We start from the raw sequence: 15,749 nt of genomic DNA on the forward strand, positions 1-15,749 counted from the left end.
TGTTAACCTCTTACTTTCTGTAAAATAATCTATCATCTTAAAGTCTGAATCCCTTGTTCCGGCAAGCATTCAGACTTCATCAAACGATTCAACAAACTTATGAAAAATGTATTGGTAATTGGCATGGGAAAGGTAGGTTCTCTGGTCGGAACACTACTGAATAAAAGATTTTCAGTAACCGGATTAGACAAAAATATCCCTTCTGCAGAAGTACCATTTGAGGTAAAAAAAGGAGATGTATCTGATACCGGGCTTCTGGAAAATCTTATCCCACAATTTGATGCGGTTGTTTCATGCATGCCATATAATCTTAATCTGACTATTGCCCGGATTGCCCATAAAAACGAAAAACATTATTTTGATCTTACTGAAGACGTTCCGACCACAACAGCGATCAGAGAAATGGCAGCAGATGGCAGCAAGGGGGTTTTAGCACCGCAATGCGGACTTGCTCCGGGTTTCATCGGAATTGTGGGGGCTGATCTGGCCAACCGGTTTACCAGGCTGAGAGATATTGAACTCCGGGTAGGCGCTTTACCAAAATATCCGAATGGTTTACTGGGTTATTCGTTCACCTGGTCTCCTGCTGGTGTGATTAATGAGTACTTAAACGATTGTGAAGTAATTCATAACGGAGAAAAAAAACTCGTTCCTGCACTGGATGGAATAGAACATATCAATATTGAAGGAAACGAATTTGAAGCTTTCAGTACTTCCGGCGGCTTAGGAACAATGTGTGAAACCTATGAGGGAAAGGTTGACACGCTCAATTACAAGACTATTCGTTACCCGGGTCATGGTAAACTGATGAAATTCCTGCTGTATGAATTGATTTTAAAAGAAAAACGGCAATTGATCGAGGAAATCCTGACTCAGGCAAAACCTCCTGTGCAGGAAGACGTAGTTTATGTCTATGCTGTAGTAGAAGGCTGGAAAGGTCAGGTTCTGGAAAGAGAAGAATTTTACCGGGCTTATTCCCCGAAACTGATTGATGGTAAACATTGGCGTGCGATTTCATGGACAACCGCAGCGTCAATTGTGGCCGTGGTAGAATTAGTGGCGGACGGTAAATTACCGAATTCTGGCTTTATCAAACAGGAAGAAATTCCATTCGACAAATTGCTTACCACCGAAACCGGAAAATTCTTTTTATAGATTTCAGCGCTGAAAAACAAAAACTGTACCGTAAAAGATAACAGCTCTTTCGGTACAGTTTCATGTAACAATCAGGCGGATTTGCGTTTTAGATTAATCCCTGTCTCCCCGCTTTTTCCAGTAGCCGTAAGCTTTTCCTCTGGGATGATGCTTTTCTTTCACCACGATTACTTCCCTTTCCCTGACAATCACCGGCCTCCTCGGACGACGTTCAACATACACCACCCTCTCCGTACATCCTGCAATTCCTGAAAAAGCCAATGCGATAATCATTATCCGGAATTTTATACTCTTCATAAGATAGAAATGGGGTATTAAGTTGAAATTTTATAAAATGTTTGAAATGGAACGCTTTAAAATTTCAGCCAGGAAATTCAAAAAAATCCTTTCAGAAAATCTTTTATCCAAAGCGTTTTATTATTGCTGAACGTTGAAAAACATGGAATATTTGGGGAATAACAGATTTATAAATACATGATTGAGTAAACGGTCATAGAAATACCCTGAAAGCCACAGATTTGAGATACAATTTCATTTAATTTGTCGACTGATTATTAGGGAGTTTCTTTTCGAAACGAGGGCTATTTCTTTCGGTATTGAACAGCTTTAATTAAATTGCAGGATTATTTCTCTTTCTTTCGAAAAAAGACTTTTGAAAAACGATATAGATGAAAAATATTTTACGATTTAAATTACTATTACTCTTTATCTCTTGCCTTAGTTTTCGACCTTTCTACGGAGCATTTGCTCAAAATGACGGTCGTAAAGTTATGGCTGCCTGTACCTCGCCTGTACCTCAGGTACTTACAAGCAGCCCGCAGGTAACCTGTCTGGGAAATTCTGTCACTTTACAGGCAGAAAGTAATCTGACCAAATTTTCATATCAATGGAAAAAGAACGGAGTAAACATTACTACGGGGATTACGCCAAACATTACGGTTACGGAGTCAGGCAGTTATACGCTGGATGTAAAAGATTTAAGCTGTCTTGTTGTAACAACCTCTTCTCCGGTTATTGTAAACATTAAAAAACTTGATTTTAATCCGGGTTTAAAAGTAACAGGTTCCACCACATTTTGTCCGGGACAATCAGTACAACTTGAAGTTCTTTATACCTGTACTCCCACTTCTATCCAATGGAAGAGAAACGGGGTCAATATTCCTTCTGCAATTACGGCTACCTATACTGCTACTTCTGCCGGAACTTACACGGCTGAGTTAAAAGGGGCAGACAGTACTGCCAGTACAAACGGAACCGTTGTTTCAACCGTTTTTAATGCGAGTATCAGCCCTTCGGGAAGCAGTACAATCTGTGAAGCCGATTCTGTCCTCTTACAGGGCGGTGCTCAGAATGGCTGTGCTGTTACGGCTTATCAATGGCAAAAGAATGGTACTAATATCCCGAATGCCACTTCCAATGCATACTATGCCAAAACCGCAGGCACTTATACACTCATCATAACTGCCGGAGACGGGGTTACCAAAGCCACTTCCAATGCTGCCGTAGTTGCATTACAGGCTCCGACTGTTCAACTTAATGTATCCGGAAATCAGAATGTCTGTGAAGGAGATTCTCTTAATTTACAGGCTTCTTCAGCAAATGGCTGTACAATCAGAACCTATCGCTGGCAAAAAGATGGGGTGGATATTCCCAATGCCACCGGATCTAATTATTATGCCAAAACTTCCGGAAATTACCGAGTCATCATCAGCGCCGGGGCAGGAACAACTTCTGTTACTTCCGGAACGGTTTCCATAACTGTGATTTCTCCAACCCCAACGATCATAGCAAGTGGCAGTACAACTTTTTGTGACGGAAATTCTGTAACATTTTCTGTTAATTCAAGCTGTAATATCAAAAGTTATCAATGGCTCAAAAACGGTGTTGAAATATCCGGAGCAACAGGTTCCACTTATGCGGCCAAAACCTCAGGGCAATATACCGTCACGGTCATTTACAGTATACTGAAGAAGACTTCGGCTGCTACTACAGTAACTGTTAATTCCAATCCTACTGCTTTTGCAGGAGATGACATTACTCTTACCGGAACGCAAAAATTCAGTTCATCAGGAATCACAGCAACAGGCGGGACAGCTCCTTATTCTTACCAATGGACAACCACACCATCTTCGGTAACAATCAGCAACCCTGCTCAAAGCAATCCGATAATCGGTACTTTTTCACAAAGTACCTTCATTTTCGTAACGGTTACCGATAAAAACGGCTGTACCGGAAATGATGCAGCTTATGTCATCTACGTTCCTTGTACACTTAAAGCAAGTATTGCCGGGAATGACTGGTTTTGCAGTGACAGCTCTACTGTATTAACCGGAAATGTAAGCGGTGTAAATGCTCCTCCGCTGGCTTATCAATGGAAGCAGGACTTTACGACAAGAAGTGAAAACGGAAATACCCTGAAAGTAAATACCACAGCTGTTTACCGCTTTTATATTACTGATTCAAAAGGTTGTGCAGATTCTACCAACCTGAAGGTAACTTCAAATTTACCTGTTCTGGCCAGTGCAGGTTTCGGAGCCACCCTTACAGGAGTTGAAAAATATGATCTATCTTTTGTAAATACTGCCGTAGGTGGAAAACCTGATTATACTTTCAACTGGTCAACTACACCTGCGGTAAAAATTGATTACCCGAATGATAACAGAGCTTATCCGGTGATCGGCCCTTTCTCAACAAATACAAAAATCACCTTAAAGCTGGCTGATAGCAGAGGTTGTCCTGCCACAGCCACAGCACAGATCACCTATGTTTCCTGTACATTTAATGCAGTAATCAATGGTGCCAAATCTTTCTGTATCGGTGATACAGCGAGGTTTTCTGCCTCTGTCTCAAATGGTCAGGATCCTTATACCTATTCATGGGAACTTGATTCTAAAGAAATCAGCAAAGCAGATAAGGTAAGTATTCTGAATGGCGGTAACCTGGCTTTAACGGTAGTGGACAAGCGAAGCTGCGTAAGCAGGATGTCAGCACTTGTTGTGCAAAATCCTAATCCGATAGTAAGTATTTCCGGAAAGCTTAATTATTGTGAAGGTGCGGCAACAATCCTGACAGCAAATCCTACAAACGGCTCATCTCCATTTACTTACAACTGGATTTTTGAAAATAATTCTGTCGGAACAGCAGTAACTTATCCGGCAGGTAAAAATGGTTTTTACAGTGTGGCAGTCGTAGATGCCAAAGGATGCAAAGGACAATCTTCAAGTGTTGCTATAGCACAGACGGCTTCCATTACAGCAACAATCACGGCTTTAGGCAGCACTTCGGTATATGCTCCGAACGTTGTTACACTCACTGCTAATCAGGACTTAAATCTGGAATACCAATGGCAAAAAGATGCCAAAGATATCGCAGGAGCAACATTAGCCAGTTACGACGCAAAAGAAACAGGCAGTTACGGTGTAATTGTAAAGAAAGAAGGCTGTCCTTTCCCTTCAAAAACAATTCCGGTTAAAGTGGAAATTCCTACCGGAAACGAACCTGTTCCTTCAGGTGATTTTGATATCAGCGTAGGTCCAAATCCGGCAAGAGAAAGTATCCTTGTCAAAGTTGCTCTGGCAAGACCTTCAACTGTTAATTACCGGTTGTTTGATTTGAGAGGAAATCCTGTCGGAGAATGGGGTTCGACCGGAAGAAGTACAGATCATCAGCTCAGCATTGACCTGAACGGAAAATCTTCTGCAACTTATATTCTGCAGATTCAAACTGAAACCGGAGTATTTGTCCGGAAGATTATCAGAGAATAACATATTATTTATTTTCAAAAACAAACCCTTGATTGTTTCATTTGATTCTGAAACAATCAGGGGTTTTTCTATGCAATCAATCGGATTAATAACTCAATCCATATTGTTTCAATACGTCCTCAGGTACACCATCCCATTCGTTAGGTGTATTACCTTTATAACCAATATCCTTAATACCCATTTCACTGGTAAAGAAACCGGTTGCAGTAAGGTTTCTCATTAAACTGAAAAACGATACTCCCTGTGACATTTCCGGTTTTGCTTTTTCAGGATATGCGATGTCATCTACAATAGCAATCTGTTCCTTTGAAGTACAGGCGATAAAGTTTTTTCCAAAGCGTTTAAGCGACTGAGAATCTATCCAGCGAATACCTCCTCTTAAAGGTGTTTTAAGACTTGGGGTATCTTTTGCCATAAATTCAATAAAGGCCGGAACACCTGATTGGCTGGCACTGCCCGACTTGGCATCAGCCGGAATGATAATGTCTGAAATTACACTGATAGTTTTCAGCTCATGTTCGTTGAAAAACTTCTCAGCCATCAGCTTTGCATCACGTTCGGCTTCGGCTTTTGTCCTTCCACCCGGAATTTTAATTCCTGTTCCCGGTTTAGGTGTTTCAACTTTTTCTTTGGGTAAGTCCAGTAATTCAGCGGCTTGTACCTGAGGATTCAGCACTGCCAGTCCAAATGAACTAAGCCCCATATTTTTTATATATTCTCTGCGTTTCATGAATATTATTGTTTAAAACCGATTGAAACCAATCTTTAACAAGTTTAAAATGATAAATAATTCCAGTAAAATTCAAAAACAGGAAACTACAGATTACCCTTTTTTCTTTCACTGATAATATAATCCGAAACCCGCATTGACAAAGCAAGGATTGTCCAGGTTGCATTTTTATCTCCCTGAGAAACAAACGGTGCCGCATCAGCCACGAATAAATTTTTCACATCATGCGCTTGCTGATGTTTGTTAAGAGCAGATTTATTCGGGTCATTACCCATTCTTACGGTTCCTACCTCATGGATAATTCTTCCCGGAGCTTCCAAACCATAGTCTTTATCAGCACCAGGTTTACTTCCCAGGGCAATCCCACCCATTCCATGAATGATTTCTTCGAAAGTATCCTGCATGTGTTTGGCCTGATTTACTTCGTAATCACTCCATTTGTAATGAAAACGCAATACCGGAATACCGAATTTATCCACTACATTCGGGTCAATTTCACAGTAATTATCTTCTCTCGCAACCGGTTCTCCACGTCCTGCCATACCTACATAAGCTCCGTAAAAACGACGATAATCATCTTTCAGAGAAGCGCCATAACCTCCGGCAGCTTTGGTAATTCCATCTCTTCCGGCAAATTTTCCGTTAAGACCTTCTATTCCCCAGCCGAATCCATAAGCTGGCATACCCATTCCGCCCCAATATTCAATATGGTACCCTCTCGGGAAATCTAATTTTTTATTGTCCAGCCACCAGGGGGTATAAACGTGCATTCCTCCTACACCATCTTCATTATATCTCTTCCGATCAAATAAAGTCGGGATAATAGCCGATCTTGAAGCTCCGGTTGAATCGTGCAGGTATTTACCGATAATTCCGCTTGAGTTAGCCAGCCCGTTCGGGAAACGAGGTGATTTGGAATTAAGCAGCAAACGTGCTGATTCTCCGGCACTTGCTGCAAGAATTACCACTTTTCCTTTAACCGTATATTCCATGAAAGTTTCAGTATTTACATAAGAAACGCCCGTGGCAAGACCTGTTGCCGGATCTGTCAGAACCTCTCTTGCCATTGCATGAGGAATTACTGTAAGATTTCCGGTTTTCAAAGCAGGTTTAATCAATACAGAAGAAGAGGAAAAATCGGCATACGCCTGACAGGCTCTTCCGCACTGACTGCAATAAAAACACTGCCCTCTTTCAGTATTGATCGGTTTGGTCAGGATAGAAAGCCGGGAAGGTATTGTAGGAATATTAAGCTCTTTATTAGCTTTTTTAATCATTAATTCATGCAAACGAGGCTTCGGAGGCGGAAGAAAAATACCGTCCGGTTCACTTCTTATGCCCTCAACCGAACCAAAAACGCCGATCATCCGGTCAATTCTGTCATAATATGGTTTTACATCATCATAACCAATCGGCCAGTCATCTCCTAAACCATCGATACTTTTTCTCTTAAAATCGTCCGGACCAAAACGAAGCGAAATTCTGCCCCAATGATTGGTACGACCACCTAACATTCTGGAACGAAACCAGTCGAACTTTGTGCCATCCTTTTTTGTGTAAGGTTCTCCTTCTATTTCCCAACCTCCATAGGCGGCATCAAAATCCCCGAAAGGACGGGTTGTACCGGCACCTCTTCTCGGAGATTCCCAGGGCCATTTCAGCTGAGTAATATTCTTAGGATCAGCCGGGTCATACATTTGTCCGGCTTCCAGGACACAAACTTTTGCCCCGGCTTTGGTCAGCTCATGAGCAGCCATACCGCCACCTGCACCTGAACCTACGATGACCACATCATAAACCTTCGGTTGTTCTTTAATCTGAAAGAAATCGTTCATTCTTTGATGTAATTTTTTAAAATTAGTTTTTGATATTACAATTGGGTTTTCTAAAAATTCTTTACGCTTTAAACAGCAATTTTAGGGATAATTATTAATTCCTTACCCTTTTCTATTCGTTAACTACACAGACTTTCTTAATTATTTCCAGATCAGACCGGATTCTTTAAAATACAATTTACTCATTATTAGCTCCGAAGTGATTATTTATTCTTTCTTCTTCCGGCTTCGGATATTCTGAAAATATGTTTTATAAAAAGTTAAATATAGAATATTTCCAAGAAATAATAAAACAAAAATATCTTTCACAGGATTACTATCTGAGAGGTTCTTCTGAGAAATCATTTTTTTGCCTCTTAATAATTTAAAATGCCAATTCCATTTATTCAAACGCCCCCTTTTTCAATATATTCTCAAAAAAAACTAAATTTGTATGAGTTAGTAAAATAAACATTCAGAGAAATTGGCAAGACCTTCAAAAAACACCGAGGATACAAAAAAAAACGTTAAACAAGTTACTGAAACCCCTTTAGCCAGACAATATAACCAGATTAAAGCAAAATACCCCGGAGCTTTGCTGCTTTTCAGGGTTGGTGATTTTTATGAGACTTTTGGAGAAGATGCCGTAAGAGCTTCTAAAATTCTGGGCATAGTTTTAACCAGAAGAAATAACGGGAATGCAGATGATCATTTAGCGGGATTTCCCCATCATTCACTTGATACTTATCTTCCAAAACTGGTAAGAGCAGGTGAAAGAGTGGCCATCTGTGATCAGCTGGAAGACCCCGCTGCTGCAAAAGGAATTGTTAAACGGGGCGTTACTGAGCTTGTTACACCAGGTGTTTCCTTCAATGATAACGTACTTGACACGAAGCAGAATAATTACCTCGCTTCAATCAGCTTTGCCTCATTTTCAAGTGAAGTAATCGGTATTTCCTTTCTGGATGTTTCTACAGGTGAATTTCTCTGTTCTCAGGGAAACTCCGCTTATGTAGAAAAACTATTACAGAGTTTTTCTCCCTCAGAAGTCCTGTTCTGTAAGAAAAACCGCAATGAGTTTACAGCTGTTTTCGGAGATAAATTTAACACATTTGCCCTCGAAGACTGGATTTTCACGCATGACTTCACTTATCCCCTCCTTACAAATCATTTCAAAACCAACTCTTTAAAGGGATTTGGCATTGAAACACTGACGGAAGGAATCGTGGCTGCCGGCGTGATTCTTCATTACCTTGCTGAAACAGAACACCGTGAAGTAAGTCATATTTCACGCATCAATCGTCTTGAGGAAGACCGTTATGTATGGCTTGATAAATTTACCATCCGAAACCTCGAACTGGTATCTTCCCAACAGGACGGCGGTGTACCTTTGATACAAATTCTGGATCAGACTGTTACACCAATGGGAGCAAGATTGATGAGAAAATGGCTCGTTTTGCCATTGAAAGAAAAATCCCAGATCCAGGAAAGACTAAATACCGTCGAGCTTTTTGCCAATGATCAGGAATTAAGAGAGGTTCTTCTGCAACATCTCAAACAAATCGGAGACCTGGAAAGACTCATTTCAAAGGTGGCAGTGAGAAGAATTAATCCGAGGGAGATGCTCCAGCTGAAAAGAGCATTATCTCATATTATTCCGATCAGACAAATTCTTCAGTCGAACGAAAACCCGACTTTGAAAAAATATGCAGACCAGCTGAATGCCTGCGAAGTTTTACTGGACAAAATTGAAAATGAATTGTCAGAAACCCCGCCAATTGTAACTAATCAGGGGAGTATGATTAAGTCAGGTGTAGATTCACAATTGGATGAACTTCATAAAATTGCCTATTCCGGAAAAGACTATCTCATTCAATTACAAAACCGGGAAATTGAACGAACAGGAATCAGTTCTCTTAAAATTGCATTTAACAAAGTTTTCGGATATTATCTGGAAGTTACCAATGCACATAAAGATCGTGTTCCGGCAGAGTGGATCAGGAAACAGACGCTTGTAAATGCAGAACGTTACATCACTGAAGAACTCAAAGTTTATGAAGAAACTATCCTGAATGCAGAAGATAAAATTTTTGCCATTGAATACCGGATCTTCAATGAGCTGGTCAATACGGCTTGTGAATATGTAACACAAATTCAGCAAAATGCCAAAATTATTGCTGCCTTGGATGCACTTTCAAATTTTGCCGGAATTGCCCGGAAATATAATTATGTCCGTCCGCAGATCAATGACAGCAAGGCACTTGACATCAAAGACGGAAGGCATCCGGTTATTGAACAGCAATTACCTTTGGGAGAAAGTTATGTTCCGAATGACATCTTTCTGGATGACCAGTCTCAGCAAATCATTATTATTACAGGGCCAAATATGGCCGGAAAATCTGCACTTCTCCGACAAACAGCCCTGATTGTCCTGATGGCTCAGATTGGTTGTTTTGTTCCGGCATCCCATGCCGAAATCGGGGTGGTCGATAAAGTTTTCACCAGAGTTGGTGCCAGTGACAACCTGTCGAAGGGAGAATCAACTTTCATGGTTGAAATGACAGAAACAGCTTCTATTCTAAACAACCTTTCCGACAGGAGTCTCGTCTTAATGGATGAAATTGGCCGGGGAACAAGTACATATGACGGTGTTTCTATTGCCTGGTCTATTGCCGAATATCTTCATAATCATCATTTATACAGGCCTAAAACATTATTTGCCACACATTATCATGAATTGAATGAACTGGCAGAAGATTTCCCGAGGATCAAAAATTATAATGTTTCCGTAAAAGATATCGGTAATAAAATCATTTTTATGAGAAAACTGATGAAAGGCGGATCTGAACATAGCTTCGGGATTCATGTGGCGCAATTGGCGGGAATGCCTAATGTGGTAGTGAATAGAGCCAATGAAATCATGGTAAATCTTGAGAAGAGCCATACCAAGGAACAGAACAGACAGAGTATCAGAGAAATGCCTAAAAATAACTTCCAGATGAATTTATTTGAAGCAGCTCCTGATCCGAACTTTGAAAAAGTTCAGAGTCTTTTGAAAAACCTGGATATTAATACGCTTTCTCCCATTGAAGCTTTATTGAAATTAAATGAAGTAAAAAGAGTACTGGACAACCATTAAAACAGACCATTCAATAATTGTTTCCTGAATGTCATTAAACCTATTTATTTAATTGATTTCCAATAATTTAAAACCCTGACTCGTTAATTCTAACAGATTAGTGAGGTCTTTACCCAAAACTTATTTTGATTTATGTATAAAAAGTTCCTGTTACTTATTTTATTATTAATCGGGAGTTTTTCTTTAAATGCCCAAAGAATTTACTCTCTGGTATTTGACAGCCTTCCTCAAGACCTTCAATTATATCCCAGAAACGAGAAAAATGAAGCGGACATCCCAATAAAAGGGCGAATAGAAGTAACAGGCTATAATTATATGTCTGTAGTAGTACTTCGGAACGGCACGCAAATCGGTTATCTGAAAGCTCCTATTACCTATGACGATAAAGGAATCGGTACTTTTTCTACCCAAACCAAAATAAAGGCTGAACTGGCAGAATATAATTTTAAGGTTTATGCCTGTAAAACCGCAGATTCTGTCATAATTGTGGAAAGGAAAAATGTGGTCTGCGGTGATATTTTTCTGGTCAACGGACAATCCAATTCCTACCAGGGTGTAAATGATGAAGGAATATACAAAGGAGAATTTGCAAGAACTTTCGGTCAGTTTACGATTCCGGATAACTACAGTAATTACAATCCTGCTGATACGCTCTGGAGCTATTCAAATCAGGGCATTGCAATTGTCGGAATGTGGGCAACCGAAATTCAAAAATATATTATTGAAAAGTATAAGATTCCGGTTTGTATAATTAACGGTGGTTCTGGTGGTTCTTCCATTGACTATAATGCTGCAAGAGATGCAGGTAATCCCTCTAATTTAGCAACTTCTTACGGGCGTTTACTTTACCGGGCACAGAAATCGGGTGCTTTTAATGCCATTAAAGGCTATATTTTCAGACAAGGGGAAAATGAAGCCTCCGGAGCCGCTTCTACCTGGGGGAGTTTCTTTGAACAGCTGTATCAAAACTGGAAAAAAGACTATCCCTCTGTGAAAAAATATTACCTTTTCCAGATCAATATCCTGGTCACACCACTGGAGATTGCAGGTTTATTAAGGGAAAATCAAAGACAACAAAAGACTATACATCCTGACATTGAGACCATTGCAACAGTCGGAACAAGCGGATATGATGGCATTCATTACAAAGAAGAAGGCTATCGGCAGAGTGCAGTAGAGTTATTCAGACTCATTGACCGTGATTTTTACGGGTCAACGGATACTGACAATATTAATTCCCCGGATATTAAAAAAGTATATTTCAGTTCTTCTGCCAAAACTGAAATTACGCTGGAATTTGATGCAGGACAATCACTTATCTGGACTGCCGATACCACACTTACTGATAAAAAGACCGGCGCTGCTTTTCTGCAAAGTATGAAAGATTATATTTATCTCGATGGTGCAGCAGGCTCTGTGGCATCAGGAAAAGCAATCGGTAATAAAATCATTCTGGCGCTGAAAGCTCCTTCTTCGGCTACCAGATTAACTTACCTCCCCTCCTTTCATGATTCTTCCAGAACTGAGACTTTCGGCGGACCATTCATAAAAAACAAAAGAGGTTTAAGAGCCTTTTCATTTTATGAAAAAAACATTGATGCCTTTCCGGATCAATTGGTTTATGATATGAATTTTTCAAAAATTCCGCAGGATTTACAGCTTTTCCCGCGAAATGAAAAGAATCTCGGGACAATTCCGGTAAGTGGTACCGTAAAAACGGCCGGTTTTACGAAAATTTCCGTTTCAACCTACAGAAACAATACTTTTTACGGCTATCAAAGTTCTGCCCTCAGCTATCAGAATAGCAGCGCAGGTTTTTCCTTAAAGCAAACCATTAAAGCCGAAAAAGCCGAATACGATATCAGGGTTTATTTAGTTAAATCCAACGATTCAATTTTGGTCGCCTACCGGGAAAAGCTCGTCAGCGGTGACGTAATTGTATTAAGCGGACAATCTAATTCTACCGGATTTTTCCAGGAAAAAGCTACCAATGAATATTGCCGGACATTTGGTAAAATTACCCCAAACCTGAATGAAGATCCTTACAATCCTGCTGATACCCTCTGGGCTTTGTCAAATCAGGATTCTTATTACAATGGCGTCGGAACAATGGGATTTGAAATTCAAAAACAACTTCTCGACAACTATGGCATTCCTACCTGTATGATTAACGGTGGATTCCATCATTCTTCTGCTTTGTCTCATGCCACCAGAACAGCCAGTAACCCAGCAGACCTTAGTAATGGTTACGGAAGAATGCTGTACAGAATTCAAAAGGCAGGCGTTGCCAATGATGTCAAATATTTCATCTTCAGACAGGGAGAAACGGAGGCATACAATGAAGGAACAGACTGGCAGGGGAATTTTGGAAAATTGAGGGATAACCTGAAACTTGATTTGCCGAATCTGCAAAAAATGTATGTCTTCCAGATTGATGTGATTTACTATCCTTCATTTGCCGGAGCAATTATCAGAGATTACCAAAGAAGACTAAACGATATTTATCCTGATGTACAGTCACTTGCCACTGTCGGAACAAAAGGATTCAGTTCAGATGGCCTGCATTATTCCGCTGAAGGTTATCAGCAGAACGGACAGGAAGTTACCAGGCTTATTGCCAAAGACTTCTATGGTTTAAAGGATACTCTGAATATAAAATCCCCGAATATCAGAAAGATTTTTTATAGCAATGCTGACAAATCTGAGCTTACACTTGTATTTGACGAAGGCCAGCAATTGGTTTATCCCGGAAGTTATCAGCCAAATCAGCAGGTAACCCTGGAAATGAAAGACTTTTTTTATCTGGATGGATCAAACGGAAAAGTACTATCCGGAACCGCCGATCATAACCGGATTGTTCTGAAACTGAATGGCCCCCAGCCTGCAGTAAAACTAAATTATTTACCCCCGTATTTGCCAACCGGAGGAGCTTATTATCCCTACACCGGGCCCTATCTGACGAATAAACTCGGTATGAGAGCATTTTCTTTCTATGAGGCTGGCATCAGCAATATCCTTTCTCAACCGGAATTAACTGCTTCTCTGACCTGGGCAAGCACAATAAAACTGAACTGGAAAAGTGTCCCTGATGCTAGCGGTTATGTGTTGGAAAGAAAAAAACAAGGCGATGCCGACTTCACTGATGTAGTTAAAATTACCGGAAATGTGCTGGAATATTCTGACAAAAACCTGTCTTTGAATACACCATATATCTACAGGTTAAGAGCGATTAATGCACAGACTGAATCAAATTATTCAACGCTGGTTCAAATCTCCACGCCTGAAGGACTTGCCTCTCCGCAATTGCAGGCAAATGCTACCTATTTTAACAAAGGAAGTATTTCCTGGAACACTGTCCCGAATGCAAAAAACTATGATTTAAGTATTGTTTCCAATAATGTTGTAATAAAATCAGGAACCTTTAACACCAATCAAACGAATTATGTATTAGATAATCTTACAGCTAATACGACTTATTCAGTGAGTGTTCGAGCCTATAGTGACATTACAGAATCCCCGACTATTACAGTTTCTTTTGCCACACCAGCCTTATTAGCCAGTCCTGAGTTAACAGCAAGTGTTACCTATTTTAATGCGGTGAAACTATCATGGAAAGCCATTTCAGGAGCAAAAACATATTCTATTGAAAGAAAAACAAGTGATCAGGCAAGTTTCACCCTTGTTACAACACTAGCCGGAACGATTACTGAGTATGCTGATACCAAATTAAACGGAGGGCAAACTTATACTTACCGGATAAAAGCGTTAGCGGATCTGACCGAATCACCGGCTATAACAGCTGATGCCAAAACACCTTCCCAACTTGTAAAACCGGAATTGACTGCCGCAGCAACGTCTCTTACTTCTGTAAAACTTAGCTGGAAAGCTATAAACGGGGCTTCATATTTTATTCTGGAAAGAAAATTATCTACTGACGCAGATTTCAAACAGCTGGCAAAACTGGATCCCGGAGTTTTAGAATATCCCGACAAAACCCTGACACTAAATACTGCCTACAATTACAGAATTAAGGCCTTTGGTAATCTTACAGAATCTGATTTCACAAATGCCGATGTAAGCACACCGGATTATCTGGCGATTCCGGTTTTAAGTACAAGTCTGGTTACACACGAACAAATCACCCTAAAATGGAATGTTGTTGCTAATGCAAGTCAGTATGTTTTGGAAAGAAAACTTCCGACAGATGCAGACTTTAAGGAAATCAGTAAAATCGATGCCAATACTTTGACATTTACGGACAAGTCTCTTCCTAATAATACAGCCCTTTCGTACCGCATGAAAGCAATCAGTGATGTTTCAATTTCATCTGATTATGGAAAACTGGACACTAAGACACTTGCTGTATTGGGAACAGAACTTGAAATAGCAGGAAGTTTTTCTGTTTATCCGAATCCGGTACCGGGTAATACCAATCTGAGCATTGAATTTATCAAACCTCAGTCTGGAATGATAAGCCTGGTGAATCTGGCAGGGATTTCAGAAATGGACATATCGTTCAAACAAACAGAAAAATTACAGATAGATGTCAGCAATGTAAAGACCGGGATGTATCTGGTAGTGATACGAACTTCGGAAGGAACGACGAGTAAAAAGCTTTTCATCCAATAATTAAAAAAGGGCCTTTTCGGAAAATGAATTCGAAAAGGCCTTAAACTAAAAATTGGGGAGGATAAAAAACAATTCATCTGTAGTTGTAAACCAAATAACGAGAAGCAATTTAACTCAAATACGGGTTAAACATCAATAGTTATCGTATTTCCTTGTTGTTTGCGCCTTTCTCATTTGTGCGGACACAAAAGCAAGCCTTCTGACCTGTTTTATTATAGCTATTCTACATCTGTTTTCTTTATCCAGCCTTCGATGGTTTTGCTGCCATAATAGCGGATTTTGAGCCAACTTGTGCCTTTCACTAACTTTTCTTCTAATATTTCTACTTCGTCGTTTTTGAGGAGGTACATTTTACTTTGTTTATTAGGAATTGTATAAATAAAGGCTTTCAATTGAGTGACTTTACTTTCCTTATGCTCCATAAAGTCTAAATATCTTTGCCAATCTTCTTTATTTTTCCTGAGTGAAATCAATACATAATCAGGTATTTTATCTACTTTTTTATACACATCAGGGTT

The 15,749-nt window shown here is 40.0% G+C and carries 8 protein-coding genes; 4 read left to right on the forward strand and 4 right to left on the reverse strand.

What is annotated here, in order from left to right; genetic code table 11:
* Nucleotides 1–99: 99 nt before the first annotated feature.
* The gene (locus BM179_RS10020; RefSeq protein WP_092016114.1) at nt 100–1,155 is read left to right on the forward strand and encodes a saccharopine dehydrogenase family protein; all 1,056 of its coding nucleotides are present in this window, start codon (nt 100–102) and stop codon (nt 1,153–1,155) included.
* Between the two features lie 93 nt (nt 1,156–1,248).
* Here BM179_RS10020 and BM179_RS10025 read toward each other — a convergent pair whose 3' ends face one another.
* The gene (locus BM179_RS10025) at nt 1,249–1,452 is read right to left on the reverse strand and encodes a hypothetical protein (protein WP_143095196.1); all 204 of its coding nucleotides are present in this window, start codon (nt 1,450–1,452) and stop codon (nt 1,249–1,251) included.
* Nucleotides 1,453–1,823: 371 nt separating this feature from the next.
* Here BM179_RS10025 and BM179_RS10030 point away from each other — a divergent pair, with 371 nt between their 5' ends.
* Nucleotides 1,824–4,919, forward strand: coding sequence for a T9SS type A sorting domain-containing protein (locus BM179_RS10030; RefSeq protein WP_092016119.1), 3,096 nt, complete (start codon nt 1,824–1,826; stop codon nt 4,917–4,919).
* Nucleotides 4,920–5,004: 85 nt separating this feature from the next.
* Here the strand turns inward: BM179_RS10030 and BM179_RS10035 are convergent, their stop codons facing one another.
* Nucleotides 5,005–5,649, reverse strand: coding sequence for a gluconate 2-dehydrogenase subunit 3 family protein (locus BM179_RS10035; RefSeq protein ID WP_092016122.1), 645 nt, complete (start codon nt 5,647–5,649; stop codon nt 5,005–5,007).
* 86 nt (nt 5,650–5,735) lie between these two features.
* Nucleotides 5,736–7,484, reverse strand: coding sequence for a GMC family oxidoreductase (locus tag BM179_RS10040; protein WP_092016124.1), 1,749 nt, complete (start codon nt 7,482–7,484; stop codon nt 5,736–5,738).
* 463 nt (nt 7,485–7,947) lie between these two features.
* On the opposite strand from BM179_RS10040, the gene mutS reads away from it, so the two are divergent.
* Together mutS and BM179_RS10055 are read left to right on the forward strand one after the other, a co-directional pair.
* Nucleotides 7,948–10,602, forward strand: coding sequence for a DNA mismatch repair protein MutS (mutS, locus tag BM179_RS10050; protein WP_092016130.1), 2,655 nt, complete (start codon nt 7,948–7,950; stop codon nt 10,600–10,602).
* A 132-nt stretch (nt 10,603–10,734) separates the two neighbouring features.
* The gene (locus tag BM179_RS10055) at nt 10,735–15,231 is read left to right on the forward strand and encodes a sialate O-acetylesterase (protein ID WP_092016133.1); all 4,497 of its coding nucleotides are present in this window, start codon (nt 10,735–10,737) and stop codon (nt 15,229–15,231) included.
* A gap of 218 nt (nt 15,232–15,449) precedes the next feature.
* Here BM179_RS10055 and BM179_RS10060 read toward each other — a convergent pair.
* Nucleotides 15,450–15,749: GW dipeptide domain-containing protein (locus BM179_RS10060; RefSeq protein WP_177219356.1), on the reverse strand; the 300-nt coding region annotated here is incomplete at its 5' end.

The sequence above is a fragment of the Pseudarcicella hirudinis genome (assembly GCF_900115665.1).
Taxonomy (GTDB): domain Bacteria; phylum Bacteroidota; class Bacteroidia; order Cytophagales; family Spirosomataceae; genus Pseudarcicella; species Pseudarcicella hirudinis.

Excerpts from the sequence above, each read along its gene's own strand:
- BM179_RS10020 (WP_092016114.1), top strand. The coding sequence starts at position 100 with ATGAAAAATGTATTGGTAATTGGCATGGGAAAGGTAGGTTCTCTGGTC.
- BM179_RS10035 (WP_092016122.1), bottom strand. The coding sequence starts at position 5,649 with ATGAAACGCAGAGAATATATAAAAAATATGGGGCTTAGTTCATTTGGA.
- BM179_RS10030 (WP_092016119.1), top strand. The coding sequence starts at position 1,824 with ATGAAAAATATTTTACGATTTAAATTACTATTACTCTTTATCTCTTGC.
- BM179_RS10055 (WP_092016133.1), top strand. The coding sequence starts at position 10,735 with ATGTATAAAAAGTTCCTGTTACTTATTTTATTATTAATCGGGAGTTTT.
- BM179_RS10040 (WP_092016124.1), bottom strand. The coding sequence starts at position 7,484 with ATGAACGATTTCTTTCAGATTAAAGAACAACCGAAGGTTTATGATGTG.
- BM179_RS10025 (WP_143095196.1), bottom strand. The coding sequence starts at position 1,452 with ATGAAGAGTATAAAATTCCGGATAATGATTATCGCATTGGCTTTTTCA.